Source organism: Planctomicrobium aquicomposti (genome assembly GCF_051466325.1).
GTDB lineage: Bacteria > Planctomycetota > Planctomycetia > Planctomycetales > Planctomycetaceae > Planctomicrobium.
The window spans coordinates 4,712,227-4,738,161 of the sequence record NZ_CP195792.1 but is presented as its reverse complement, the minus strand read 5'-3'; the positions used below and the strand labels follow the sequence as shown (position 1 = coordinate 4,738,161).

At 60.7% G+C, this 25,935-nt stretch carries 15 protein-coding genes and 1 pseudogene; 7 read left to right on the top strand and 9 right to left on the bottom strand.

The genetic code is table 11. From position 1 onward, the window contains the following. Positions 1-56 precede the first annotated feature (56 nt). On the top strand, positions 57-1,202 hold the full coding sequence (locus SH664x_RS18185; RefSeq protein ID WP_437203289.1) for an N-acetylglucosamine-6-phosphate deacetylase: 1,146 nt from the start codon (positions 57-59) through the stop codon (positions 1,200-1,202). A gap of 128 nt (positions 1,203-1,330) precedes the next feature. Here SH664x_RS18185 and SH664x_RS18180 read toward each other — a convergent pair whose 3' ends face one another. Next, on the bottom strand, positions 1,331-1,972 hold the full coding sequence (locus tag SH664x_RS18180) for a sigma-70 family RNA polymerase sigma factor (protein WP_437203287.1): 642 nt from the start codon (positions 1,970-1,972) through the stop codon (positions 1,331-1,333). A gap of 277 nt (positions 1,973-2,249) precedes the next feature. On the opposite strand from SH664x_RS18180, the pseudogene uvrA reads away from it, so the two are divergent. Next, positions 2,250-5,945: pseudogene (gene uvrA, locus SH664x_RS18175) on the top strand (excinuclease ABC subunit UvrA); the annotation flags it as partial. 89 nt (positions 5,946-6,034) lie between these two features. On the opposite strand, the gene SH664x_RS18170 reads toward uvrA, so the two are convergent. Beyond that, positions 6,035-7,483 (bottom strand): cation:proton antiporter, encoded by a 1,449-nt coding sequence (locus SH664x_RS18170; protein ID WP_437203286.1) that lies wholly within the window; start codon positions 7,481-7,483, stop codon positions 6,035-6,037. Between the two features lie 429 nt (positions 7,484-7,912). Here SH664x_RS18170 and SH664x_RS18165 point away from each other — a divergent pair, with 429 nt between their 5' ends. The 4 genes from SH664x_RS18165 (at position 7,913) to SH664x_RS18150 (ending at position 13,651) form a co-directional block, all read left to right on the top strand. Then, a complete protein-coding gene (locus tag SH664x_RS18165; RefSeq protein ID WP_437203284.1) occupies positions 7,913-11,254 on the top strand; it encodes a PVC-type heme-binding CxxCH protein in 3,342 nt (1,113 codons plus the stop codon). Between the two features lie 39 nt (positions 11,255-11,293). Then, positions 11,294-11,743 carry a D-aminoacyl-tRNA deacylase gene (gene dtd, locus SH664x_RS18160; protein ID WP_437203282.1) on the top strand — a complete coding sequence of 150 codons (450 nt, stop codon included), beginning with the start codon at positions 11,294-11,296 and terminating at the stop codon, positions 11,741-11,743. Positions 11,744-12,023: 280 nt separating this feature from the next. After that, positions 12,024-12,515 carry a 5-(carboxyamino)imidazole ribonucleotide mutase gene (purE, locus tag SH664x_RS18155; protein ID WP_437203281.1) on the top strand — a complete coding sequence of 164 codons (492 nt, stop codon included), beginning with the start codon at positions 12,024-12,026 and terminating at the stop codon, positions 12,513-12,515. Further along, positions 12,512-13,651, top strand: a complete 1,140-nt coding sequence (locus SH664x_RS18150; RefSeq protein ID WP_437203279.1) for a 5-(carboxyamino)imidazole ribonucleotide synthase — start codon at positions 12,512-12,514, stop codon at positions 13,649-13,651. Before purE ends, SH664x_RS18150 begins: the two co-directional genes overlap by 4 nt. Before the next feature lie 186 nt (positions 13,652-13,837). On the opposite strand, the gene SH664x_RS18145 is transcribed toward SH664x_RS18150, so the two are convergent. The 7 genes from SH664x_RS18145 to SH664x_RS18115 all read right to left on the bottom strand — a co-directional run bounded on the left by SH664x_RS18145 (position 13,838) and on the right by SH664x_RS18115 (position 24,727). After that, complete coding sequence (locus SH664x_RS18145; RefSeq protein ID WP_437203277.1) at positions 13,838-14,590, bottom strand: hypothetical protein; 753 nt, start codon at positions 14,588-14,590, stop codon at positions 13,838-13,840. Positions 14,591-14,783: 193 nt separating this feature from the next. After that, the gene (locus SH664x_RS18140; protein ID WP_437203275.1) at positions 14,784-15,560 is read right to left on the bottom strand and encodes a BON domain-containing protein; all 777 of its coding nucleotides are present in this window, start codon (positions 15,558-15,560) and stop codon (positions 14,784-14,786) included. Between the two features lie 172 nt (positions 15,561-15,732). Beyond that, the gene (locus SH664x_RS18135) at positions 15,733-16,689 is read right to left on the bottom strand and encodes a hypothetical protein (RefSeq protein WP_437203274.1); all 957 of its coding nucleotides are present in this window, start codon (positions 16,687-16,689) and stop codon (positions 15,733-15,735) included. Between the two features lie 152 nt (positions 16,690-16,841). After that, positions 16,842-20,531, bottom strand: coding sequence for a secretin N-terminal domain-containing protein (locus SH664x_RS18130; protein ID WP_437203272.1), 3,690 nt, complete (start codon positions 20,529-20,531; stop codon positions 16,842-16,844). A 292-nt stretch (positions 20,532-20,823) separates the two neighbouring features. Next, complete coding sequence (astB, locus tag SH664x_RS18125; RefSeq protein ID WP_437203271.1) at positions 20,824-22,173, bottom strand: N-succinylarginine dihydrolase; 1,350 nt, start codon at positions 22,171-22,173, stop codon at positions 20,824-20,826. Next, positions 22,170-23,624 (bottom strand): succinylglutamate-semialdehyde dehydrogenase, encoded by a 1,455-nt coding sequence (gene astD / locus SH664x_RS18120; protein WP_437203270.1) that lies wholly within the window; start codon positions 23,622-23,624, stop codon positions 22,170-22,172. Before astD ends, astB begins: the two co-directional genes overlap by 4 nt. A gap of 71 nt (positions 23,625-23,695) precedes the next feature. Continuing rightward, on the bottom strand, positions 23,696-24,727 hold the full coding sequence (locus tag SH664x_RS18115) for an arginine N-succinyltransferase (protein WP_437203268.1): 1,032 nt from the start codon (positions 24,725-24,727) through the stop codon (positions 23,696-23,698). A 657-nt stretch (positions 24,728-25,384) separates the two neighbouring features. Here SH664x_RS18115 and rimI point away from each other — a divergent pair. After that, complete coding sequence (gene rimI, locus SH664x_RS18110) at positions 25,385-25,855, top strand: ribosomal protein S18-alanine N-acetyltransferase (protein ID WP_437207266.1); 471 nt, start codon at positions 25,385-25,387, stop codon at positions 25,853-25,855. Positions 25,856-25,935 lie beyond the last annotated feature (80 nt).

Genomic DNA, 25,935 nt, shown 5'->3' with positions numbered 1-25,935 from the left:
GGTCAGCAGCCCTGAAGAGCGCACTGCGCTCATGACAGTTTTTCAGTAAGATCAACATGAAACTTCAAGCACGTCATTTCGAAACCGGTCTTCCTATTGAAGTCACTGTCGAGGGAGATGCGATCGCTTCCATTCGCTCCCTGGACACCACCGCCACGCTGCCGTGGATCGCTCCCGGCTTATTCGATCTGCAGGTCAACGGCTTTGGCAACATCTGGTTTGGTGACGACCATCTGACCGTTGAACAGGTCATTACCATTCTCGAGGCGTATCGCACGCACGGCATGACCCGTGTCTGTCCGACGCTGATTACGAACTCGCGCGAAGTTCTGGAGCATGGGTTCAACGTGGTGCGCGAAGCGTGTGAGCGCTACGACTGGGTGAACTGGATGGTGGCGGGCTGTCATCTGGAGGGACCGTTTCTGGCGTCTGAGGATGGTCCGCGCGGGGCACATCATCGTGATCAGGTGCGTGGCTGCAACTGGGAAGAGTTTGAATCGTGGCAACGGGCCTCGGGGAACCGGATCCGACTGGTCACGGTGGCTGCCGAGTCCGCGGGGGCACCGGAATTCATCCGCCGGGCGACCGCTGCGGGGGTGGTGGTCTCGATCGGACATACCGCTGCCAACAGCGCCCAGATTGAAGCCGCCGTCGATGCCGGCGCATCGCTCAGTACGCACCTGGGCAACGGCGCCCATGCGGTCTTGCCAAGGCACCCGAACTATCTCTGGGATCAGCTGGGCGAGCCCCGGTTGTCCGCCAGCGTGATCAGCGACGGCTTCCACATTCCTCCCAGTTTTCTGCGATCTGTCTACTTCGCGAAAGGTGCGGACAAGGTGATCATCACCTGTGACGCCTCCGGCCTGGCGGGCTGTGCTCCGGGTGAATATGGGTATCTGCAGTCCCGTTACGAAGTGCTGGAAGATGGCCGGATCGTGGTCGCGGGGCAGCGGAATTATCTCGCCGGTTCGGGAGCCTTCACTGAAAGCTGTGTCGGCTGGGCGGTCAAGATTCTCGGTTGTTCGCTGGCGGAAGCTTGGCGGATGGCGAGCGTCAATCCCGCGAAACTCCTCAACGTCACGATCGCTTCGCTGGAGCCCGGTTCCGCGGCCGATCTGGTCCTGTTCGATCACGACCCGGTTGCCGGGCGAATTGATGTTCGACAGACCGTGACCCGGGGCGAGGTCGTTTACTCCCGCTGACCAGTTGGTCCCGTGTCGGATGCGGGGCCGTGCGGGCCTTGTTTTCCGTCCCCCCGCTGCAAGCCTCTCGTCTGGTGAAATGCTGATATCCCCGTGGCGAGGACGAGTCAATCAGAACTCAACCCGCGCTAACTCACCGAGGGTGGCTCGGTGAGCAGCGCGCGCAGCTTGCGCAGGGCCCGCAGGTAACGCATGCCGGCGGCAGAAGGAGAGAGTTTCAGAACCTCGGCAATTTCGCGGCTCTCCAGATGTTCAACATGCCGCATTACAATCACTTCGCGGTCGGTCTCATCGAGCTGGTCGAGAGCATCGAGAAACCGTTCTTCCAGTTCTTTGCGAATGGTGGCTGCCGCCGGGGTCAGTTCCGCGTCCGCCAGCTGCGCCGCGAGATCGATGGAGGACTGGTCGGGGCGTCCGGCGCCGGCCAGACGTTGCTCGCGATCGACCGACCGTCGCTGCGCATGATGCCGCCGATGCAGGTCGATCATGCGGTCCTGAGCGAGGTGCCGTAACCAGAGGTGAAACGGCATCTGCGGGTGCTCCACGTATTCCCGCAGTCGTCGGCTGGCTTCCAGCAGAACGTCCTGCACGACATCGCTGGCATCGACCCGTGCGGCGATGCGCCGGTCGAGGCGAAAATGAATCAGCCGCTTCAGGGCGTCGCGGTGCCGCTCCATCACCGCATTCACGGCGGCAGGGTCCCCTGCGGCAGCCGCGTTGACGAGTTGCCGCGTGACATCGGATTCCGGCCAGATGGACTTGTCAGACATGTCGCAGCCTGTTGAACCTGTGGACGATCGCAGTTGTAGCAGAGTCGCATGGAGGATCTCCAATGCGGCCGCGAGGTGCGTCCGCAACAACTCAGGAATCGGAGAGCAGTGGCGGTGACTGGTGTCAGCGCTTCCCGGCAGATCGAAAATTGTACTGAACGCTGCTTTCCGGCTGGTGGCTGGCCTGCGGGGGGAGGCCTATAATTGACGCCTGTACAATACCGAAATCAGGGCCAGTCTTGCGGCCCACGAGACATTCTTCGCGGAACGGACTTCCATGCCGGCAGCTGACATCGTCATTCGGGGGGCGCGAGAGCACAATCTGCAGAACGTCGACGTCACGCTCCCCCGCAACAAGCTGATCTGCATGACCGGCGTCAGCGGCTCGGGGAAAAGCTCGCTGGCCTTCGACACCCTGTACGCGGAAGGGCAGCGGCGATACGTGGAATCGCTCTCCACCTACGCCCGGCAGTTTCTGGGACAAATGCCCAAGCCCGAAGTCGACACCATCACCGGGCTGGCGCCGTCGATTTCCATTCAGCAGAAGGCGACGTCGCGCAATCCCCGCAGCACCGTCGGCACGATTACCGAGATCTACGACTATCTGCGGGTGCTGTACGCCCGGGTCGGCCAGGGCTTCTGTGTCAAATGCCACCAGCCGATCACCGCGCAGTCGACCGACCAGATTCTGGAGAGCATCCTCGCCCTGCCGGAAGGGACGAAGTTTCAGATCCTCGCACCGCTGATCCAGCAGCAGAAAGGGGAGTTCCGCGACCTCTTCGCCGATCTGCTGAAACAGGGCTTCATCCGCGCCCGCGTTGACGGCGAGATCGTCAACCTGTCCGAAGACCTCGGCCTGAAGAAGCACTTCAAGCATACGATTGACGTGCTGATCGATCGGCTGGTTTCCGGGAAAGGGCTGCGGACGCGACTCGCCGATGCCATCGAAACCGCGCTCAAGGTGAGCGATGGCCGCCTGATCGTGCTGACGGATGGAGAGCAGGGGGGAGAGCGGCTGTACTCTGCCCGTTACGCCTGCCCGGATTGCGGCATCAGTTATGAGCCCCCGTCGCCGCAGCTGTTCAGCTTCAACAGTCCGCTGGGGATGTGTCCGGACTGCACCGGCCTGGGTATGCGGCATGACTTTCTGATCGAACACCTGATTCCCGACCCCGCGCTGTCGATCGCGAAAGGGGCGATCACGCTGATGAAGTCACTGCGGAAAGTGGGACGCTGGCAGCGACATCTGCTGCAGGGGGTAGCCGGGGCGATCGAACAGGATTGTCAGCTGAAAGAGGATTCGTTTCTCAAGACTCCCTGGGAAGAGCTGCCGGAAGCAGCGAGGCAGAAGTTTCTGTATGGCATGGGGGACCGCAACATCACGTTCTCGTGGCGGCACTCCGGCGGGATGTGGAAGCATGGGGGAAAGTGGGAGGGCTACACGCGCGGACTCCTTGATGAATACACCAAAGGGAAGAACCCCATGCGCCGGCGTCAGCTGGAGAAGTACATGGAGGTCATTCCCTGTTCCACCTGCCGGGGGGAGCGGCTGAACGCCCAGGCCCGCAGCGTACGGCTGACTTCGCGCACCTACGGATCGGTCGACACCGCATTGTCGCTGCCGCAGGTCTGTCATCTGGCGGTTTCGGATGCTGCCCGTTTCTTTGAAGAACTCGCGCTGAACGATTCCGGTCGGCTGATCGCAGTCGAGGCGTTGAAGGAGATTCGGGGCCGGCTCGGATTTCTGTTGCGCTGCGGACTTGGCTATCTGACGCTCGACCGGACCGCGCCGACACTCTCCGGGGGAGAATCGCAGCGGATTCGACTGGCCGGGCAGATCGGCTCCGGACTGGTGGGGGTGCTGTATATTCTGGATGAACCGTCGATTGGTCTGCACCCGCGCGACAACGACCTGCTGCTCGAAAGCCTGCTCAATCTCCGCGATCAGGGGAACACCGTGGTCGTGGTGGAGCATGATGAAGACACGATGCGGGCAGCCGATCATATTGTCGACTTCGGACCGGGGCCGGGAGTACGCGGCGGAGAAATCGTCGCCCTGGGAACGGCTGATGAAATCATGGCCAATCCCCGCAGCGTGACCGGTGCCTATCTCTCCGGGCGGGAATCGATTGCCGTCCCGAAAGAACGCCGGCCGATCGGCAAGAACAAACTCAAGATCGTCGGCGCCACGCATCACAACCTGCAGAATGTCGATGTCGAGATTCCATTGGGAGTCTTCACCTGCGTGACCGGGGTGAGCGGCTCGGGGAAGAGTTCGCTCTGCAACGACATTCTCTGGGAAGTCCTGAATCGGGATCTGAATCAGGGAAAAGGTCAGCCGGGAGCCCATAAGCGGATCAACGGCCTGAATCATCTCGACAAGGCGATCGACATCGATCAGTCGCCGATCGGACGGACCCCCCGTTCCAATCCGGCGACGTACGTCAAACTGTTTGACGAAATTCGCAATCTGTACACCCAGTTGCCGCAGGCCAAGCTGCGTGGATATCAGCCGGGACGCTTCAGCTTCAACGTGGAGGGAGGACGCTGCGAAGCCTGTGAAGGACACGGCGCCACGCGGCTGGAAATGGATTTTCTGGCCGACATCTGGGTCCCCTGCACACTCTGCAACGGCAAACGGTTCAACCACGAAACACTGGAGGTCAAGTACCGCGATAAATCGATTGCCGACGTGCTTGATATGGACGTGCAGGAAGCGCTGGAGCATTTCAAGAATCATCCGAAGATTCACCGGATGCTGCAGACGCTGCACGATGTCGGGCTCGATTACATGAAGCTGGGGCAGCCCTCTCCCACGGTCTCCGGAGGGGAAGCGCAACGCATCAAGCTGGCGAAGGAACTGGGAAAGCGCTCGACCGGCAAAACGTTGTACCTGCTGGATGAGCCGACCACCGGTCTGCACTTCGCCGATGTCCACAAACTGCTGGAGGTGCTGCATGGGTTCGCCAACGACGGCAATACCGTGCTGGTCATCGAACACAATCTCGATGTGATCAAGACCGCCGACTGGATTATCGATATCGGTCCGGAAGGGGGCTCGGGAGGGGGACGGGTGATCGCGTGTGGAACTCCGGAAGAGATTGCCGCCTGCCCCGAATCACACACCGGGCGAGCGCTGCAGAAAATTCTGAACCCGAAGGCGAAGCCGGTTCCCCAGCGTGCGGTCGCGAAGAAAACGACCACGAAGAAGCAGGCCGCTGCGAAAGAGCATGAGGCACAGGATTCCATCGTGATTCGTGGCGCAGCCCAGCATAACCTGCAATCGATCGACATCACCGTGCCTCGCGATCGGATGAGTGTCTTCTGCGGTCCCAGCGGTTCGGGGAAAACATCGCTGGCCATGGATACGCTCTATGCCGAGGGGCAGCGGCGGTATGTGGAGTCCCTCTCCGCGTATGCCCGGCAGTTTCTCGGTCAGATGCCCAAGCCCCGGCTGGAACATATCTCCGGCCTCTCACCGGCGATTGCCATCGAACAGAAGACCGTCGGCTCCACACCCCGCTCGACCGTCGGAACGGTGACCGAAATCTACGACTACCTGCGGGTCCTCTTCGCCCGGCTCGGCCAGATGTACTGTCCCGACTGCCAGCAGCCGGTCACGCGACAGACGACTGATCAGATTGTCAGCCGGGTGATGTCTCTCTCCGAGGGAACCAAGCTCTATCTCGGGGCTCCGATTCAGATCGATCATGGCCAGAGCTATGCCAAGCTGTGGGATCGTCTCGGGACGCAGGGCTTCCTGCGGGTGCGGATCAACGGAGTGACGTATCCTCTCGATGACATTCCGAAGATGGATCACAAGCGGGAGCACACGGTCGAGGCGATCGTCGACCGGGTGAAGGTCGATCCCGATTCCCGCGGCCGCATCGCCGACTCCGTGGAGACGGCCCTTGAACTGGGACGGGGCGTGGTCCACCTGATCCATGTCGGCTCCGGACCGGAACCGGAGTGGACGGTGGAACGACTCAGCCTACATTACTCCTGCCCGCATTGCAGCGTGGCCCACAACTGATGCGGCGGCGGATCCTCGTCTTCTGGAAGTCAGGCGACGGGAGGTGACGCCGGTCGGCGGCTCATGGACCATTTCAGGAGTGGCGGCGTGACGAGGGTGGTCAGCAGGACCATAACCACGATGGCGGAATAGGTCTCGTCGCTGATCACTTTCTCACCGCCGACCATCAGGCCTGCACCGACCGAGGCGAAGATCAATCCGACTTCGCCCCTCGGAATCATCCCCAGACCGACCGACAGCCGGTCGAGCCCTTTCTCCAGCACGCCGAGCGAACAGATCTGTTTGCCGATGACCGCAGCGACGGTTAAGGCTCCGGCGAGAAGCCAGACCTCGGGGTTTGTGAAGCTGCTCAGGTCGACCATGATCCCCATCTGCACGAAGAAGATCGGAACCAGCACGCTGGTGAGCGGTTTGAGGGCTGCTTCCAGTTCAACATTTTCGCGCAGCGCGACGTCGTGATAATGCGCGTGCTCGAGAATCAGTCCGGCGGCAAAGGCTCCGACGATCGGAGCCAGCCCGGCGAGGCCGGCCAGGTAGGCGAAGGTGAAGCAAATCACCAGGCTCGTCACCACCAGCAGGTTGTGCCCTTTCAGGAAGTTGGCCGCCTTGAACAGCGGCTTGACGATTCTTCCGCCGATCAGCACCGCTCCCAGTAGAAAGCCGATCGAACTAGCCAATAACGTCAGCAGGCTCTTGGCGTCGAAGTCGGCACCCTTCTGAATAATTCCGACCACCACCGCCAGCACCAGCAGGCCGAGGACATCGTCGATGACCGCTGCTCCGAGAATGATCTGCGATTCCCGCTGCTGGCTCCGGCCGAGATCTTTGAGGACTCGCGCGGTGATTCCGACGCTCGTGGCCGACAGCGTGGCTCCGAGAAACAGCCAGATCTGCCAGGGTTCATCCGCCAGCAGCATCTTGCCCACCAGCAGTCCGAGCAGCATCGGCGCCACCACTCCGAGGAGAGCGACCACCAGCGATGAGGCTCCCACCTTCATCATTCCCGCCACGGTCGATTCCAGACCGACCTCGAACAACAGCAGAATTACCCCGATCTCCGCCAGCACCTTCAGCATGGCTCCCGTGGTATAGGGATTCGTCAGGTCATGCGGGTCGGGGGCGTGCAGAAAATTCAGCTGATGCCAGCCAAACAGCCACCCCAGATTCCCCAGCAGAATTCCGACCGCCAGTTCTCCGAGCACGGCCGGCATTCCCAGCCGTTCGAAAATGTCTCCGAAGATCTTGGCGAGCAGCAGAATCAGCACGAGGGCCAGCAGCAGCTGACCGACCGGACTGTGTTGGGTTTCCCCGGCAGGGGCATCGGCTGCGCCCGTCTCGTGCGCCGGGGAGGTCGGCTCGGCAGATGTTGAAGCGGCCGCACTCGTGATCGGGGGTGCCGACGCAGACGGTTCCTGTGCGGCGGTGAACGTACTCTGGGTGATCAGCAGCGCACAGATGGAACCAACGAGCAGGACCATCTTCCGAAACATCCCTCCGCGCTGGTGGAAGGATGAGGGCTGAAGAGTCAACTCGGGGGCTGGAGCCGAAAAGTGCATGAGATTCAACCGGGAAGTGCAGCGGTCTCCTGACGGCTGCAGGGCTTTCTGGTGCGGAGCCGGATTGACTGAGTTCCGTCTCCGGGAGCAGGCCGACGTTGTTTTGCCTGATAAAACACAGGCTCCTCTCACGGTCAATCGCAATCGCCGTGCTGAAACGGCTTTCGCCCGTTTGGATGAGGAACCGGATTTGGGAGTCTAACAACCCCGCATTGCCCTGAAAATGCCGATCGGAGTATCATGCCACGGTCCGCAATGGCTTGTCATGATGCAAGATGAGACGGATCGCAGGTCAAGGGACTGTTCCTTTGTCTTCTGTGTTTTGAATTGGCCAGACTAAGGATGAGTCTCTTGGCACAGATTCCGGGCAGATGGGTGTTCGCCGCCGGCTTGGTTCTCGGAGTGTTCGCAGCCTGTGATTTCCTGCAGGCTGCGGAAGATCTGGGAGTTCAGGTTCCCGAAGGGTTTGAGGTCACGCTCTATGCCGATGACCATCTCGCCCACGATATCTATTCGATGACGATTGATTCGCTGGGGCGGGTAGTCGTTTCGGGTGCGGGCTACGTTAAGATCCTGCAGGATACAAATGGAGACGGCGTCGCCGACGTCGCCATTCCATTCGCGGACGGGCCCCGGACCGGTGCTCAGGGAATGTACTTTGTCGGCCGCGATCTGCTCTGCGCGGGTGATGCCGGATTGATCCGCTTCCGGGACCGTGATGGAAATGACCGGGCAGATGGCCCCCCGGATGTGTTCCTCAAGATCAAGGCTGGCAACGAACATGGTGTGCATGCCATCCGCAAGGGACCGGACGGCTGGTGGTATGTCATCGCCGGCAACCACGCCGGTGTGACTGACAAGTATATTTCGCTGCCGACCTCTCCGGTGACACAGCCGGTGGCCGGCACGCTGCTGCGGCTCTCGCCCGATCTTTCCAAAGGGGAAGTGTTCGCTCACGGCTTTCGCAACGCCTATGACTTTGATTTCAATGCGCTGGGGGACGTGTTCTCGTTCGACAGCGATGACGAGCGCGATATCAGCCTGCCGTGGTACTGCGAAAATCGGGTTTTCCATGTGTTGCCCGGATCGCATCAGGGCTGGATCAGTTCCAGCTGGAAACGCCGGGACTACTTCTTCGATATGCCACCGGTGGTCGGCTCGTTTGGACGCGGATCCCCTACCGGCGTCGCCAGCTACCAGCATCGGCACTTTCCCGCTGCCTATCAGGGAGCGCTGTTCGTGCTCGACTGGACCTATGGCCGGGTGCTGGCGCTCAAGCTCAAGCCGGAGGGAAGCACGTGGACCAGTGAGTCAACCGATTTCATGACCGCTGTCGGCCAGCATGGCTTTGCACCGACCGATGTGGAAGTCGCTCCGGATGGCACCCTGTATATTGCTGTGGGGGGACGAGGGACCCGCGGCGGTGTGTACCGTGTGAAAGCCAAAGACTCGCAACCGGTCGTCTGGCCGCCGGCGGAACTGAACCTTGCTGCGCTGACCAATTCACAGAAGCTGCAGCTCTGCCTGCAGGCTCCGCAGCCGCTGAGCAGTTGGGCCCGTCGTGTCTGGGAACCGTTGGCGCTGCAACTGAACAGTGAGCCCTTCCTGCAGGCTGCGGAAGACCGGAGCCGTCCGGATGCCGAACGCATTCGGGCCATCGAAATTCTGACAGAGAAGTTCAACGGGTTGGGTGGGGATGCGGTGCTGAGCCTGTCGGCAGATCCGAGTGCCGCGGTACGGACTCGCGCCGTCTGGTCCGTCGGCCGAACGCAGCCGGGCACTCCCAATCACCGGTTCATCGAACCATTTCTGAAAGATCAAAGTCCGTTTGTCGTCCGCGCTGCCATGGAAGCGCTGGGAGGTGCCCAGGCCGAAGTTTTTGATGAGCTCATTGCCTCATTCGGTCAACAGCTGGCGCATCCCGACCGCTTCGTCCGTCAGTCCGCGATGCGGTTGCTCACTCTGACGTCCAATACCACGTTCTACAAAATGGCCGAAGTCGGGTTTCCTGCAGGCTGGCGGGCTGCCATGCCGGTCGCTGCTGCCTACGCTGCCCGGAACAGCGGCTATCAGCAATACCCGGTGGAGATCGCCCTGCGGGTCCTGAAAGGGAAGCAGGATGTGGGGCTGAAGCTGGAGGCCGCACGCGTGCTGCAGTTGGGACTGGGGGACCTGACGCCCCCCGATGGCCAACTCCCTGCGGTTTTCGATGGTTATGCCCCCAGGGCCAGTCTGGCAGAACACGAGCAGCAGCTCGACGGACTGCGGATTGCCATCAGTGCGCTTTATCCCTCGGGCGATGCGCAGCTGGACCACGAACTGGAACGGATTATCGCGATGATCCAGCCCCCGAATGATCGTCTGCTGGGGGAAGTGCTGACCCGCATCACCTCCACGAGTGACCCCGTTGATGACATTCATCACCTGATCGTGGCCTCCCGGATTCCGGCGCAGCCCGGACCGGAACAACGGCAGGTGATTGCCAATGCCATGATTCAGCTGGAAGTCAAAATTGCCGAACGGAAGCTGCGACAGGATACGCATTGGCCCGATCGCATCGGCGAACTGTATCAGGCGCTAGTCGAACGTGATCCGCGCCTGCCGGTGGCCATTCTCGAGCATCCGCAGTTCGGGCTGCCAGGACATGTCCCTTACATCCCGTCCATGCCCGAAGACAGCTTCGATGCGGTGATTGCTGCCTTCAGCCGGCAGATCGCCAATGATGATGACTATGTCTGGAATCCGGATGTGGTGTTCCTGCTGGCCGAGTCACCGAATCCCGCTGACCGTAATCTGCTGCGGCAGAAGTTCTCGGACTATTCATTGCGGAGCGCTGTCCTGCTGAGTTTGGCCGAACGACCGGAAGAGCAGGACCGCCGGCTGCTGATTCAGGGTCTCGATTCAGCGCCGCTGGAAGTGACTCAGGCTTGCATTCATGCCCTGGCATCGTTGAAGCCCTCCACGGACCCGCTGGAAAACGTCATGTGCGTGCGGGCCCTGCGCAAGTTGGGCGACAAGGGAGAGGAACGGCTCTCGCGGGACATGCTGGTTGAGATGCTGCGTCGCAATCTGAAGGAAGACCACGGTTACATTCTCGGCCGTGATGGTGATCCCCAGCAGTCAGCCATCAGTGCCTGGATTGCTGCGGTGCAGAGCCGGTTTCCCGCGGAGTATGCCCTGCAGTCCGGCGAAGAGGCGGGCAGCATCGCGGAACTGAAACAGCAGCTGGAACAGGTGAACTGGGCCGCCGGGGATGCCGCGCGGGGACAGCTCATTTTCCAGCATCGCGGATGTGTGCAGTGCCACGGCAGCCGGACCGCACTGGGACCGGACCTGACCGGTGTCGCCGGTCGTTTTTCACGCGACGATTTGTTCATCGCCATCGCTTTTCCGAATCAGGATGTTTCTCCTCGCTATCAGACCATGCAGATTGTCACCAAGCAGGGACAGGTTCGCACAGGGTTGATCGTCTATGAATCGGTGGATGGCCTCGTGCTGCGGGATGCGAACAACCGCACCTATCGCCTGGAATCGCAGGATATCGAAATCAAGCGGCCCCTCAGTCAGTCGCTGATGCCGGGTGGCCTGCTGAAAGGTCTGTCGCCGGGAGACTTGGCGGACCTGAACGCGTTCCTGCGAAGTCTCGGGACCCAGACCACCGCCGTTCGTCCCCCGTCAGGCGAACCGGAATAGAATCTTCGTGTTCGGCAAAGCAGAAGGGATCGGGGAGCGATGCGCGCGGTCGTCCAGAGAGTCAGTTCGGCACACGTCGATGTGCATGGAGAGACCGTGGGCCGCATTGGACACGGGTATCTGGTGTTACTCGGGGTCGCCACCGACGATACACAGCAGGATGTGAACTCTCTCGCAGCCAGAATTTGCGGACTGCGAATCTTTGAAGATGACGACGGCAAAATGAACCGCTCGCTGGCGGATGTGGGGGGAGAGATGCTGGTCGTCAGTCAGTTCACTCTCTACGGAGACTGCCGACAGGGGCGGCGGCCGAGTTTCATCACGGCAGCCCGCCCGGAACAGGCCGAACCCCTCTATCAGAGCTTTGTCGCCGAGGTGCGGGGGCAGGGAATTCACGTGGAAACCGGTCGATTCCAGCAATCGATGCAGGTCTCACTGGTCAATGACGGACCGACGACCCTGCTGCTGGAGAGCAAGAAGCAGTTTTAGAGCAGGCAGCTCTTTTCCGTGCATCCGGTCGTGCTTCGAGTGACAAATGGCTCAGATTTGTTCGGCAGGGACGAGTTGAGCAGAACTTCCTCTGCCCGACTGTGGATTGTCCCGCGGGTCCTGTGCAAGGGGGCATCCGCCTCTCATTTCTGCTCAGCAACAGGTCTCTGTTACACTAGCGGGCGCCGGGTGTGTTGAGTCATCCCGGGAACGCTTCCGCGACGGGAGTGAGAAATTAATCACGCTGATCGCTCCCCTGTCCGGGAGTGTGGATAGAACTATGCCTGACGCTGCCCCCCTCGTCGGAATCATTATGGGAAGCCGGTCCGATTGGGAGACCATGGAACCGGCTGCAAAAATCCTGACGGACTTCGGTGTTCCGCATGAATGCCGGGTGGTTTCGGCTCATCGGACCCCGGACTGGATGAACGAATACGCGAAAGGGGCGGAAGCTCGTGGTCTGCAGGTGATCATCGCGGGAGCAGGGGGAGCCGCCCACCTCCCCGGGATGGTGGCGTCGCAGACGGTGTTGCCCGTGCTCGGTGTTCCAGTCCGCAGCAAGGCCCTGAACGGGCTCGATTCGCTCCTCTCTATTGTGCAGATGCCGGGAGGGGTGCCGGTCGGCACACTGGCGATCGGAGAGGCCGGCAGCAAGAATGCAGCGCTGCTGGCGATTCGCATTCTGGCGACGACCCGGCCCGACCTGTCTGAAAAGCTGCACGCCTTTCACCGCGAGCAAACCCAAAAAGTGTTGGAAGACTCGGAATTATGACTCAGCAGATTCTTCCTGGTGCCAGTCTCGGTGTGCTGGGAAGCGGTCAATTGGGGCGGATGTTCGCCATCGCCGCCCGCCGTCTGGGGTACGGAGTTCAGGTATACTCGCCCGATGCCCAGACGCCGGCCGGGCAGGTCGCCGACCGCGAGTGGTGTGCCCCGTACGATGACATTGAGGCCCTCTCGGAGTTTGCCCGCGAAGTCAGTGTGGTCACGCTCGAATTTGAAAACGTCTCCGCCGCAGCGCTGAATCAGCTGGAAAAGTTCGTCCCCGTGCGTCCCGGGCCGGAAGTGCTCGGAGTTTCACAGAACCGCCTGCGCGAGAAGCGGGCGCTCCGCAGCTTCGGCCTGCCGACGGCCCCTTTCGCCGAAATCGGGGACCTGTCTGAACTGACGACCCGCCTGGCGGAGTTTGGTGGTCGGGGAGTGCTGAAGACGGCCAGTTGGGGCTACGACGGCAAAGGGCAGCGGCTGCTGCAGCCGGGTGATGATCTGGAAAGCGTGTGGTCCGGATTTGCGGGACAGTCAGCAATCCTTGAAGGGTTCGTCGACTTCGACTGTGAACTCTCCGTCATCGCGGTCCGGCATCCCGAGGGGGATGTGCGGACCTACGCTCCCATTACGAACATCCATCGCCATCACATTCTCGATCTCTCTATCTCTCCCGCGCTGGGCTTGTCGGACACCCTGGCGAAGCAGGCCCGGGAGATTGCGACAACCATCATGACTTCGCTGAATGTCGTCGGCGTCCTCTGTGTGGAAATGTTTCTGACGACGTCGGGGGATCTGCTCGTGAACGAGATCGCACCCCGTCCCCACAATTCGGGGCATCTCACCATCGATGCCCATGCGACTTGCCAGTTTGAACAGCAGGTCCGCTCGATCTGCGGCCTGCCGTTGGGGTCAACCGAGCAGATTCGGCCGGCGGCTATGGCCAACCTGCTGGGGGATCTCTGGCAGGGAGACCGGCAACCGAACTGGGGAGCCGCTTTGGCGCTGCCGGATATTGCGCTGCATCTTTACGGCAAAGCCTCGGCTCGACCTGGTCGAAAGATGGGACACCTGACGGTGCTGGGAGAAGACGGTCCTCAGGCTGCAGCTGCGGCCCGGGCTGCGCGCGATTCCCTGACATGATTTTTCAGAAGAGAAACCTCATCCGGGCACTCTCAGAACCCCCGCGCTGACGCCCCGGGCTCTGAGACGTTCCAACTCGGGCCGTCAAAGGGACTCGGATCGTCAAAGGAAACAGCCCGACGTTTTCACGCCGGGCTGTTGATCAACGCTTTGGTTTCAACTCGGTTCTGCCGGAACCGAGTGCGCTTATTTCTTGAAAGCGGCAGCTGGAACTTTGAACGGGGGAAGCTCTGTGTTCTCGCCACCCTTCACCTTGAAGGTGAACTTTTTGTCCTTGGGGAAGCCCATCTTCGGGGGGACATAGCCGGTCAGTTCGTGCCAGACGCGGAATTCGTGTTCCCCTGCCGGCAGGTTCTCGATCTTGAACTTTCCTTCTTCATCGGTGATCACCGCATAGGGATGATCGACGATCGCCCAGTAGGAGTTCATGAACGGGTGAATGTCGCAATTCACCTTGACGGGGAGTGCTTCCACAGTCGGCAGGGTCAGCCGGATTCCGGTCTGATCGTTCGGCTGAACGATGACGTTTGTGGTCGGGTTGAAGATCGGGTTGGTGTGCAGATTGTGCGGAATCGGATCGCTCGACTTGCAGACGATGGTCTGATCGTTTCGCAGAATCAGGGCGTGCGGAATGAACTGACAGCCCTTCTGGTCGAAGATCACTTCCTTTTCCTTGCTGGCCTTCAGGTCAGGATGGATGGAAGCGGGAGCCTTTCGCATGTAGATGAAGATGTTCTTGATCCCCTTGCTGGCGGGATCGACGATCAGACTTTCATCCGGCACTGAAGGGAGGTTGCACGCGGTGGTGTTGTCAAACTTTCCCTGCTCCGGGACGTCACCATCGATGACGAACTGGCCACTGACGGACCCCCATTCCTCGGCAACAACGGGGAGTTGAAACGCCAATACAGCGACAGCCGCAATCAGCAAGCGCACCATTCTTCACTCCAGTCAAACAAGTTGCGGTAGGCCCGGCGGGGAGCATCATGCCACCGTCTCGGAATTCAGGCGGGGATCTTTCCCTGACCTGCCTATCGTAAGCAAAGCAGAAGAACTTGGCGACTGATCAGGCGAGAAAATCGCCCGGCGTCGGCCGTCGGAGGAGGGTGACAACGTCTCATCCGAAGGCTCGTCAGGGCCTGACCTTCAGCTCGTTCTTCACGTCACGCACTCCCGGTTCCATCCGGATCAGTGTTTCGGCGAGCCGCCGGTCGTTGTCATTGGAGACCGTGCCGGTCAGAGTGACCGTGCCACTGTCGTCGGCTGCGAAGTTCACGCCGGGGAGCCGGGTGCTATAGGTGGGAATGGACGCCATCCTGCTTTGAAGTGTCGTATTGAGGTGCACCGCCGAAACTTCAGGCGGGGAAAAGCCGAGTTGCAGCTGCGGTTTGATCCGCTGCGTATTCTGGTTCTGAAGGCCGTTCTGGTTGAAGTTGCCGTTCATGGAATCGGCGCCGCTCAGGGCCGACATCAGGCTGTTCAGACCGTTATTGCGGCCGCGGTTGCCCGTGGCGGAAGCCGCTCCTGTCCGACCGACAAAGGACGTGTTGTCAGAACGCCCGACGAACGTGTTCTGGCCGATCGAATCCCCCGCGCGCTCTGTCAGGTTCAGCAGGCTGTTGCCGATCCCCGCCTGAGCTCCCCCCTGGCTGTTGTTGCCTGAGCGGTTGGAGCCGCCGCTGCCCGACCGGCTACTCCCGCCACCGCTGCCGGAAGACGAACCGGAACCGATTGAGCCGCCCGTCGCCATTCCGGATCCGCCGCCCGAGCCGGATCGGCCGCCGCCCGAACCACCTGCTCCGCTGGAACCGCCCCCTCCACCGCCGAACAGCGACTGTGCGGAGCAATCGAGTGCAGAGAGCAGCAGAATGCCGGGAACAAAAGCGAGAACCAGCAGGGGACGGCGCATCGGGAGGCTCCTCAGATCTTCACAACATCATCCAGTAATGGAACCCCGAACACAACAACGAGTTCCGCAGAATCAGTTCGCAGGGGCGCAGCAGCTGCCGGGTTGAAGCAACTCCTCTTCACCCAATGACTTGGGGTGTCATTGCGCAGTCTCACTTCCTGCCGCAATCGGGTCAGTTGGCTTCCAGGGGATGCAGGGCTGCCGCTGGCGGGGGAGCGGCCACTTCCGGAAGTGCCGGTTCCGTCGCTTTGGGGGCCGGCTCGGTAACCGGCGTTGCGGGTTCATTTGCAGCGGTCGCGAGCGGATTCGGACGATTCGCCCGCAGGTACTGCGGCTCTGACTTGGTGATGGTGGTCAGGGGGCTGGGTGCCGAAGCGGGACCGGTCTGTGTTTTCGAAATCTCTGCCAGCTTGGACTGCAGACGGACTTTATCCCCCGCATCGGCCGCTGCCGGTGGAGGAGTTTTCAGGTCACTCGGAATGACGATGCTCTCCTGGGCGAACTTGCTCGGGACCGGCTCCGGCGTGACGACCTGATGGTTCACTTGCTGAATGGCATTTCCGGGTTCGCCGGCGGTCTTGCCGAGAGGGACATTCGGTTTCGGGCGATCGGTTCCCGGGACGGCGATTGTCACCATCTTCGAATACACCGCGGTTCCATTGGTTGGCAGGTAGCGGACCCGCAGCGAGCAATTGGCATGATGCGCTCCCCCGCGCGTGTAGGGGATGAAGAGCTGGTAGGCTCCCCCCAGTTTGGTGTCCTGGAAGAAGTTCTGAAACGCCACATCGTCGAAGTTGAAGATGTGAATCGGCTTGGACTGCTCTTCGATCTCCCCGTGATCATCAAACAGGTAGATCGACACCGCTCCCGCGATGCGGACTGGTCGCGGATCGTGATGCGTAAAGAACATCAGTTTGCCGGCAAAGCCCCGCGCGGGCAGGTTATCCAGTCCGGTGCCGGTGGCGTTCTCCCAGACGCAGACCATGTCGATGACCGGATTCTCGGCGCTGGCTGTCACCGTGGGAGTGCTGCCGTCGCGATGAAACAGATTCATCGACGAGCAGCCACCCGCCAACAGAGTCAACCACAGGGCAGAGACGGTGCAGTGAACGACGTTGCGAGTAGACATGGACGGATCGCTCAAATGCCGGTGGAAACGGAAGACTGGACGCGGGACGAGAGCTGATGCGTTTGTGGGTGTACCCGTTCTCGCCTCGCGGAAGTGTCAGCATTTCATCAGACGAAACGCCAGCTGCGCGAAAACTGGAATGAGCAACCGCGCTAGGGACGACGGGGCGGTTCCCCCAGAGTGATGACGGTCTGGGCCTGCTCCGGAAATTCCGCTGCGAGCGGGTCGATCACCGGGGGAGCCGGTGTGGGTGTCGCACTGGGTGCCTCGACTGGCGGCGGCAGTCTCAAGCGTTCATTGCTGCCGTCAAAGGTCGGCGGGGCAATGGGAGGAACGTCAAAGGGAGGGGCTCCCTGGAAGAGGGCTGGCGGGCCCGAGGGATTTCCAAAGATCGGACCGTGCAGGGATTCCACATCGTCCTGGAAGAAGTGCAGCCGGCCAGCTTCCACAGTTTTGATCAGCTCCATGCTGGCGTCGTTATGCACGATGCGTGGCGTCAGGAAGATCAGCAGTTCCGTCCGGTTGTGTTCATACAGGTCATAGCGGAAGGCACGTCCGATCAGCGGCAGGTCGCCGAGCCAGGGAACTTTGCGCTCCACGCTCTGATCGCTCTTGGTGATCAATCCCCCCATGACGACCGTCTGGCCATCGGGAACTTTCAGATAGGTCGAAGCGGTGGTGACATCCTTGATGGGGGCGGTCACCGTCGCTCCGGTGGTGGCGTCGACGTAGATGGGGACCCCTTCATTCAGGCGGTAGATACTTTTCTCGGCGGCGACTTCCATCACCACCTGACCTTCCGGACTGATGCGTGGAGTGACGGTCAGAATGATCCCGGCCTCACCCTGCTCGACGTTCGGGCTGACGACGCCGGTTCCCAGAATGGTCACGCCGTTCACGACGGGGACAACCTGTCCCACCTGCACCATGGCCCGCTGATTATCGAGCACGGTCACCTGCGGTCGGCTGAGCACGCGAAGATTGCGGCGGGCAGCCAGCGCCCGAATCAGCGCACTGACCGAATCGGAGCTGGCGGAGAGGACCATTCCCCCGTAACCGAGATCATTGTTGATCCGACCGACATTGAAGCTGGTCAGACCCTGTGTTCCGATTTTGGAGGGATTCGATCCCGGACCGTTGTTGTTCCCCAGCGGCTGGTTGTTCCAGTTGAACCCCGGAACGGCGTTCTGGGAAATCACGTTGGTGGTATTGACTGTCCCGACGCCGGGGACCAGCGTGCTGGTTGTCGTCGTGACCAGATCGGAAATCTCGCTGCGGGCAAACAGGATCGGGTCCTGCACTCCCAGCTCGACTCCGAACTCGTCGGTGTTGTCGAGCTCGACTTCCACGATCATCGCCTGAATCACGACCTGCGGCGGTTCGGCATCGAGCTTCTTCACCAGTTCTTCGATCTGCTTGAAGTAGGTCGGTGTGGCGCTGATGATCAGGCTGTTCGTGATCGGCTCGGCGGTGACGATGATTTCCTGCTCCAGCAGCTGGCTGGTGCTGATGCGGGTCGGATCGAGCGTGGCCAGGTCCCGCTGGGATTGCAGGAACTCGTTGATCGCTTCGGCGACATCGGGAGCAAAGCTGTTCCGCAGCTTGATCGTGGTCGTTTCACGGTTGCGGGTCTGTGCGGCGTCGAGTCGCAGCAACACCGCTTCCACAATTCTCAGGGCATCGCCGCCGCCGATGGCGACAATGCTGTTCGAGCGGGTGTCGACCGAAAAGCGGATCGGCACCAGGGCACTTGAGGAATTCTGGGCTCCGATCAGTTCAAATCCGAGAGCATTCTGCTGCTGGCTCGACTGTCCGAATCCTCCCTGGTTCTGATTCGTCTGCGAAATGTTGAACAACTGGTTCAGCAGCGTCTGGGCATCGACCGCATCGGCGTGGATTAACGGAAAGACCTTGATCTCCGCTAGAGCCCCACTGGGGCGGTCGAGAATGTTGACCAGTTCCTGAATCAGCGGGAAGCTCTGCTCCGATGCCGTCACGAGCAAAGCATTCGTCCGCGGTTCGGCACTGAACCGAATGTCGTTCAGGAGTCCGGAGCGGATCATCTGCTGACCATCTTCCATCAGGAATTCCAGCACCACCGACTTGGCTGTGGTGTTCTGGGCTCCTCCACCCTGAATCTGTCCCCCCTGGCCACCGGTGGCAGTCATGCGGGCCGGATTCAACGCGCTCTGGAAGGCATTGTTCAGGAACTCGGCCAGTTCCGTAGCGGTGGCCGACTTGAGGGTGATGACCCTCAGCTGGCTGACCGCGTTGCTCTGTTCACTATCGAGATCCTTGATGAACTTGGCGATCTCCGTCATGTCACGAGGCCGGGCCTGCACGATCACGCTGTTCGTGCGGGAATCAGCGACCGACTTCAGGCGGGTTCCGAGGCCGACCGGCTCGGTTCCGTAGAAGCTGTCGAGCATTTCCTTGGCGGTCGTCGCGACCGCATGAGCCAGCCGGAAAATCTGCACCTGATGTTCCGGATCGATCGGCTGATCGAGCTGATCGGCCAGTTCCAGAATGGAGTTCATCGCGGAACCGGGTGCCAGCACGAGGACCGCATTCGGAGTGACGACCGGCACCACACGGACCTGAGCCTGATTCCGCTGGGCATTGTCCGCGCGGAGTTCGGTCATCTTGGTGTAAACGTCGTTCAGCAGCGTCGCCATCGACTGCGAGTCGACATGCTGCAGCGTCAGCAGATGAATTTCGGGCAGGCTCCCCTGTGCCATCCGTTCGATGGCCTTGATGACTTCCATCACCTGTTCAACGTCTTTTTCATTTCCTCGCAGAATGAGCAGATCGAGGTCGGTCATGGCCTCGATGGAGACGTCCCCCTTGAGATTGCCGAGGATGGCCGGCAGCGGAGCGGACTGTGTGGCTCCGTCGGGCTGTGCGGGGGGCTGGGCCTGTGCCGGGGGTGTATTGTTGGTCTCCTGCGCTTGTGCGATGAGCCGCAGCGGCTGCGCGAGCTTCTTGCCGACTTCAGCAGTCTGGCCATCGCCCGCCATCAGCACCGGTTGTTTGTCCTGTGCCAGGGGATTGACATCGAGGCCGCGCACCAGCTGCATCAGGCCGACCTGCACGCTGGCGGGAGCAGTGATCAGCAACTGATTCCCGGCGGTATCGATCTCGATCACGAATAACGGGCGACCTGCCTTGGCCGCAGCTTCGTCGAAGTGGTCAACCACAAACGCGGGAAAGCCATTGGGGCCGTTGTTTTCGAGGTGCGAACGCTGCTTGAACGTGGCATGCACCTGCCGGGCAATGTCGATCGCCGGGCGGTTGCTGGGCTGAAACTTGACGGATTCGTCCCGTGGCTGCGATTCGGCCACTTCGTGTCCAATGCGCTGAATCCGCCCATCTGCCGGGAGTTGTTTCGGTACGGAGTTGCTCTGCGGTGCCGGCTCCTTCTTCTCGGAGAGCACGGTATGACGGGGATACTCGGGATGAGTTCGATTGATCTTCTGGACGATCAGCCGTTCGTTACTGGCGACGAGTCGAAATCCGACTTTTTCCAGGTCGCGATTCAGAATGCGGCAGGCGTCTTCCCGGCTATGCTTGCCGAAATCGGTCCGGGTGAATTTCCCCGGGGGAACTTCCGGCATTTCCAACGTCGACCCGGTCTGGTCGGCGACCTGCTTCAGGACCTCGGGCCACTCCTTCTGCAGGAAGTTCAGACGGGTTTCACCGAACTTGCTGCGCGGATCCTTGTTCGTGCTGACAGCCTGAGTCTCGGCAGGGGCATTTGCTTTGGGAGACTGGGCATACGACGTCGACGCTCCACCGGCAACAGCCAGGCACGCTGCGGTTGCGAGAGTTGAGCCGACTTTCATGAACCGTGATCGGTGCATTGGACTGCGTCGCCTTCGAGTGACTTGAGCAAAACTGCTCGGGGCTGTCAGAGATCTCGTAATTCGGACTTGCGGAGACTCCGCGATCGGATTTATCGGAAAAGTCTTCCCAGCTTGTTGAAACCGATTTTGGTGACTTGAGAGATTCGGACGACCTCGCATGAAAAAAGGTGATGACGAAACCGGCAGAAATTGCCGAATGAGTCAGCGGACGCGAAGCCAGAGGGTTTGCGGCGTCTCGCAGAGGGAAGGAGATGGATGAGGCTCGGGGCTCTCAGTGAGTGAAGAAGGTCGACGGGAGCTGCAGGAGCTGGGCGAGATCGGTGAGCGCGGCAGCGACTTCGTCAGCCAGTTGCGGGTCGGCCAGATCGTCGATGCTCAGTTCGGCTCGGTAGTGCCGTTCGACCCAAGCACACAGGTCGTCGTAAAGAGCATCGTTCAGAAAGAGTCGGGGATTGACCGTTCCCAACTGCAGGTCATTGAGGACGACCCTCAACCGCAGGCACGCAGGCCCTCCGCCATTTCGCAGGCTTTGTTGGACATCCACCGTGCGGAATTCCCGGATCGGATTGTCACCAGCGAGCCAGCGCTCGACCACCCGCTGGACGGAAGGACTTGTGGAGCAGGCGGCCGGACAGAGCAGCAGCATGCCCCCCGCTGGCAGGGAGACCAGTTGACTATTAAAGAGGTAAGTCCGGACTGCCTCCGCCAGACTGACCTCCGCTTCGGCGACTTCCAGAATCTGCAGGCCGGGAACCCGGTTGCGGAGTTCGGACAACACCTGATCCTGATGCAGGAAGGCCCGCTCGTGACAGAGCAGCACATTCTCGTTTGAAACGGCAATCACATCGTTGTGGAAGCAGCCAGCATCGATGGCGACCGGGTTCTGCTGCACGAAGAGGGTTCGAATGTCCGAAAGACGATGTTGCCGGGCGACCTGCTGACTCGCCTGCAATGTCTGTCGCGCTTCGAACCGGGCCGGTCGGGCCTGGCCTTCCGATTCGGCATCGCGGCCATACACAAAGACCTCGACGGACGGGGTGCCATGTCGATCGACTGCGGAGGAAGAGGGGCTCGACAGCCTGAGGTGATTCGCCGCTCCCTCATCTGCGAGACGTGCCTCGGGCGGCAACGGATCATGCACGGCGAAGAAGCGGGAATCGTTGAAAATCTCACGCAGCAGCCTCGTGACAAAGGGGGCTTCGAGGCGGCGATGGGCTGTCGAGACCAGATTGGCGGGCGTGAGGTGAACTTTGCCATCGGCCGTATCGGGACTGGGGGAAACGGTGGCGGCGTTGGCAGTCCACATGAAGGCGGAGCTATACGCGATCGACAGCAGCGCCGGGTGTTCACGGGCCGCCTGTTCAATGATCTGCGCTGGACTTCCGGCCAGGCCCGCCTCTCGCAGAACTCCCCAATGAGGTCGCGGATGCGGAGGCAGAATCGCCTGTTTGATTCCGTTCTCCGCCAGCAGCTTCATCTTGGCGAGCCCCTCCAGCGCAGCCTGCCGGGGGTGCGAGATCGCGTGGCGGTTAGCCTGTGACGCCAGATTCCCCAGTCCGAGCCCCCCATAGTGGTGTGTCGGGCCGACCAGTCCGTCAAAGTTGACTTCCTGCCAGTTCATGGGGAGGGAACTCCGGGCGTCAGTTCGTCCGGCAGCGCTAATGCCGGTGAAGTGAGGGAGGCGACCGGAACATTACAGAAGTCGACAGTGAACGATCCGGCCGGACGGTGGTTGCCGCTCTTGCCGACTCCGCCAAATGGAAGCAGTCCGCTCGCACCGGTGGTGGGTCGATTCCAGTTGATCAGCCCGGCCTGCACCTCATCAAAAAAGGTCTCGAAATCGGCCCGGTCGTCACACAACAACGATGCCACGAGTCCGTAACGTGTCTGGTTCGCAACCTGAATCGCCTCCTGCAGATCACGGACCCGGTACAACTGCAGCAGGGGGCCAAACACTTCCTCGTCGACAATCGCGCGGCAATCGGTGACGTCGATGAGGCCCGGAGAAACAAACGCCGGGCCCAGGCTAAGAGGCTGTGCCGGGACAATCGCGACGCCGCCAGACTCGATCAGTCGTCGCTGTTCGTCGAGCATCTGCTGTGCCGCCTTGGCGTGAATCAGTGGTCCGAAAAATGGTTGCGGTTCCGCATCGGGGAGTCCGATTTTCAGTCCTTGAATCATCGCAGTCAGCTGCCGCAGAAACTCGTCATTGCCGTCGGTCACAATCAACCTGCGGGCACATGTGCAGCGCTGACCGGCGGAGACATAGGCCGACTGCACGGTCCAGTAGGCGGCTGCGGCAGCATCGCGAACGTGATGGACCACGAGCGGGCTGTTGCCACCCAACTCCAGTGCGAGAATTTTCTCGGGATGTTCTACCAGCTTTCGACGCAGGGCAATTCCGGTCTGCAGGCTGCCGGTGAAGAAGATGCCATTCACGGCGGGATGATCGACAATCAGTTCTCCGGTTTCCCTCGCTCCCTGCAGCAGATTGAGCACGCCCGGGGGAAGTCCGGCCCGCTCCCAGCATCTCACCATTTCTTCAGCGAACAGCGGCGTCAGTTCGCTTGGCTTCAGCAACACCGTATTCCCGGCAGCGAGCGCGGGAATGATCTGTCCGTTAGCGATGTGTCCCGGAAAATTGAACGGTCCAAACACCGCCACCACTCCGTGCGGTTTGTAGCGCGTCCAGCCCGCTCCTCCCGGCACAGCAATTTCTGTCGGACTCCGGCGCTGTTCGAGCGCCTGCAAGGAGGCATCGACCTTGCCGATCATCGCCTGCACCTCGGTACGGGCATCCCAGAGAGGTTTGCCCACTTCGCAGCTGATCAGTGTCGTGAGCTGTTCGGAGTTCTCTTTCAACTCACTTCGAAAGCGATGCAAAAATGCCGTCCGCTGGGCGATTCCCTTTCGGCTCCAGTCGGGGAGTGCCCGCCTCGCAGACTCGACCGCCCGCTCAACATCTCCGGCGTTCGCGGCGCGGCCCGACCAGATCACGTCGTTACGGACCGGTTCCTGCGAATGAAACGGCTCTCCTCCTCCTTCCACCCATGTTCCGTTGATCAGCAACATGCCGCACCTGCGTCCTTCACAAATAAGAAGAGTTTCGATGCACTGGCTGTGAGGTCTTATGGAGTGACACGTCAGGAACTGGCAGCAGCTCTGAGAGGGACATGCCGCACGATGTCCCCCACCTGGCACTGCAGACCTTTCGCGACGTTCCGGTCCAGAACAACACCCTCGCCGGTCACCTCGACTTGGGCGAGGAGCGCACGAAAGCCTTCGGAATTGGAAGCGACCACTGAATCCACTCCCGCGGAGATCTGGTCTTCGATCCTGAGGACCGGACTGCTGCGGCTCTCGCGGACGCAGCGGATTTCATCGCGAGGGCAGTGCAGCAGGGGGCCCGCTTCAAAGATGTCGACCTGATTGCGGTATACAAAGCCTTCGGATTCCAGCAGCTTCCGGGCCGGTCGGGTCAGTTCATGAACTTCACCGATCGCAGCCCGCGCAGCTGCTGGCAGCAGCGGAATGTAGATCGGCAGCCGCGGCATCAGATCGCCGATGAATTCCTTGTTGACGATGCTCAGGTAGTCCGCTTTGGGGAATTCGAGATCGAAGAAGTGTTTCCCCAGTGCATCCCAGAAGGGGCTGCGACCCCGGTCGTCTATGACGCCCCGCATCTCGGCCACCACTTCGGGATCGAATAACTGCGGATGCTCCGCCATGAACAGGAACCGGCAAAACGACAGGAGTCGACCATTCCCGCTCCCCCGGGCCTCAGGATGCAGAAACAGGCTGCCGATCTCACAGGGCCCGTTGTGATTCTCATCGAGATGGAGAACTTCGATCTCCTTGCGAATCTCCAGCGTCGGCGACTCATGCACCGTGGTTTCGATCCGGTAGGAATAGAACGGTTCGAAACCGCCCACTTTCGCGACGATTCCGCTGGTTCCCATGACCAGCCTCTGCTCCAGATCTTCCAGCACGAACAGATACGCCTGTCCGCTCGGCTCGGTGTCATCGAGATGCTGGAACGCCCGCAGCGAGGCCTTGATTCGTTTCTGCAACAGCTCCCGGTCTTTGGGGAGTGTCGTCAGTCCAAACGACGTCAGGTCCGCCAGTTCGAGCAGGCGGTCGAGGTCGTCCATTTTCACCGGTCGCATGACGTGCATGGGGTGTTTCTCCCTTCAGTTCAGACGCTGGCCGGGCTCAACTCCCATTATTCGCTGTGCCAGAGCGTTTAGTAAGGGTAGGAGACCGATTTCGCCCGTCCGTCATCACGGTCGCCACTGAAATCGGGTGCCGCTGTGAATCAAAACCTTCCGGATGCCCCAGAAACCCTCAATTCACAACCCAGCGGCCATCAGGGCTTGTCAGCTCACCAGATCCGGGCCGATGGACACCGGGCACGTTGCGGGAACGCGGTCTCCGGTGTCGAGCGGCGAAATTCCGAAATGCGTGGATTTCAGGCTGCGCGGCGAGTGCGAGGACTGTCGTCTGCGGTCGGCCCGCGGACTCTGTCAAGCGGCCAAGCGGCAGAATTCGCGAATTCAAAGGCCTTCGTGAAGTTTCCACCAATTCCGGCTTCACCTCCCGTTCCGACCTGTGCTAAGTTTCGCCCATCGAGCGTCGCGAAAGCTGGAGCGATCAACACGCCGAAGTCCACACCAAGCGACAGCAGTTTGACATTCCGCCTCGCAGGCTGGTCGTCGAGTCCCCCCGGGGAGCTGCTCGCTGAAATCGAACATGAGCGCGGCATGGAGGCCGAAGTGAACTCTGAATTTACGAAGCAGCTGGATATTCAGATACGCTGGCTCATCCGTCGCGATATGCCGGAAGTGCTGCGGATCGAGCAGTCCAGCTTCGGCACTCCGTGGACCGACGAAGATTTTCTCTGCTGCCTGCGCCAGCGGAACTGCATCGGCATGGTGGCCGAATACGATCAGAAGATTCTCGGGTTCATGATCTATGAACTCCACAAGTCCCGGCTGCATATCCTGAACTTTGCCGTCGCTCCGGAAATGCGGAAGCATGGCGTGGGTGCCCAGATGGTGCTGCGGCTTGTCGACAAGCTCTCGCAGCAGCGACGCAGCGAAATCCTCATGGAGATTCGCGAGAGCAATCTCGAAGCACAGCTGTTCTTCAAAAAGCAGGGCTTCAAAGCGGTCTGTGTTCTGCGGCGGCACTTCGACGATACCGAAGAAGATGCCTACATCATGCAGTACCGGCTGAATGCCTCGAGCGAAGACGAAGCAGGCTTCGCTCCCCGGAATCGCATCTCCGAATACGATGCCGCCTGATTCCCGAAAAGAATTCCATCCCCGCCCGCAACGGCGGGGATTTTTTTTGCGCGCCGAGACTTCTGCAGCGATTCCACGTC

Coding starts and splice junctions, on each gene's coding strand:
- SH664x_RS18135 (WP_437203274.1), bottom strand. CDS start 16,689: ATGTCTACTCGCAACGTCGTTCACTGCACCGTCTCTGCCCTGTGGTTG.
- purE (WP_437203281.1), top strand. CDS start 12,024: ATGCCTGACGCTGCCCCCCTCGTCGGAATCATTATGGGAAGCCGGTCC.
- astB (WP_437203271.1), bottom strand. CDS start 22,173: ATGAACTGGCAGGAAGTCAACTTTGACGGACTGGTCGGCCCGACACAC.
- SH664x_RS18180 (WP_437203287.1), bottom strand. CDS start 1,972: ATGTCTGACAAGTCCATCTGGCCGGAATCCGATGTCACGCGGCAACTC.
- rimI (WP_437207266.1), top strand. CDS start 25,385: ATGCCGGAAGTGCTGCGGATCGAGCAGTCCAGCTTCGGCACTCCGTGG.
- dtd (WP_437203282.1), top strand. CDS start 11,294: ATGCGCGCGGTCGTCCAGAGAGTCAGTTCGGCACACGTCGATGTGCAT.
- SH664x_RS18145 (WP_437203277.1), bottom strand. CDS start 14,590: ATGGTGCGCTTGCTGATTGCGGCTGTCGCTGTATTGGCGTTTCAACTC.
- SH664x_RS18170 (WP_437203286.1), bottom strand. CDS start 7,483: ATGGTCCTGCTCGTTGGTTCCATCTGTGCGCTGCTGATCACCCAGAGT.
- SH664x_RS18140 (WP_437203275.1), bottom strand. CDS start 15,560: ATGCGCCGTCCCCTGCTGGTTCTCGCTTTTGTTCCCGGCATTCTGCTG.
- SH664x_RS18115 (WP_437203268.1), bottom strand. CDS start 24,727: ATGCACGTCATGCGACCGGTGAAAATGGACGACCTCGACCGCCTGCTC.
- SH664x_RS18130 (WP_437203272.1), bottom strand. CDS start 20,531: ATGAAAGTCGGCTCAACTCTCGCAACCGCAGCGTGCCTGGCTGTTGCC.
- SH664x_RS18185 (WP_437203289.1), top strand. CDS start 57: ATGAAACTTCAAGCACGTCATTTCGAAACCGGTCTTCCTATTGAAGTC.
- SH664x_RS18150 (WP_437203279.1), top strand. CDS start 12,512: ATGACTCAGCAGATTCTTCCTGGTGCCAGTCTCGGTGTGCTGGGAAGC.
- astD (WP_437203270.1), bottom strand. CDS start 23,624: ATGTTGCTGATCAACGGAACATGGGTGGAAGGAGGAGGAGAGCCGTTT.